The 875-nt window shown below is 64.3% G+C and carries 1 protein-coding gene; it reads left to right on the forward strand.

The features are described 5' to 3' along the window. On the forward strand, positions 1 to 875 hold an 875-nt coding region (locus SxD43FB_RS23795), incomplete at both ends, for an IS66 family transposase (RefSeq protein WP_141249650.1).

Genomic DNA, 875 nt, shown 5'->3' on the forward strand with positions numbered 1-875 from the left:
CCGCGCGGGATGTTCGGGCCGCACTTCCTGGCAAACCTCGCCTTCCAGAAGTACGGTCTGCACCAGCCTCTCAACAGCCAGCGTGACCGGCTCGAGGCCGAGGGCATCCCCTTGAGCCTCTCGACGCTCGCGGATCAGATCGGCGCCATCTGCGTGGCGGTGAAACCCCTGTTCCTGCTGCTGGAGGCGCACGGGCTTGCCGCTGACCGCCTGCATGCAGACGACACCACCGTTCCACTTCTGGCCAAGCTGAAAACCAGCGTGGCGCGGATATGGGACTATGTGCGCGACGATCGCCCGTTCGGCGGCCCGGCCCCGCCAGTGGCACTGTGCTACTACTCCAGCGATCGCAGGGGCGAGCATCCCCGCGCCCACCTGGCCGGCTATACCGGTATTCTCCAGGTCGACAGGTATGCCGGCTTCAATGCCCTGTTCGAGGAAGGCTGGGCCGATAAGCCCATGACGCGCGCAAATTGCTGGGTTCATGCACGCCGGGAATTCTTCAAGCTCGTCGACATCCGGCAGCAGCTCAAGCGAAAGAAAAAGGGCACCGCGCCGCTCATCTCGCCGCTGGCGACCGAGGCGCTCGAGATCATCGATCGGCTCTCTGCCATCGAGCGCGGCATCAACGGCAAGCCTGCCGCCGAGCGCCTGGCCGTTCGTCAGGAACTGTCCGCTCCGATCGTCGCTGAACTAGAGGCATGGATGCGTGAGACGCGTAGCAAGCTCTCTCGTCACGATGCCGTGGCCAAGGCCATCGCCTACCTCCAGAACGACTGGGCAGGCTTCACCACCTTCCTCGCCGATGGCCGGATATGTCTCTCAAACAACGCCGCGGAGCGCCAACTGCGCAGCGTTGCTCGAGGAAGGAAAGC

The organism is Sphingobium sp. D43FB (assembly GCF_002312805.1).
Taxonomy (GTDB): domain Bacteria; phylum Pseudomonadota; class Alphaproteobacteria; order Sphingomonadales; family Sphingomonadaceae; genus Sphingobium.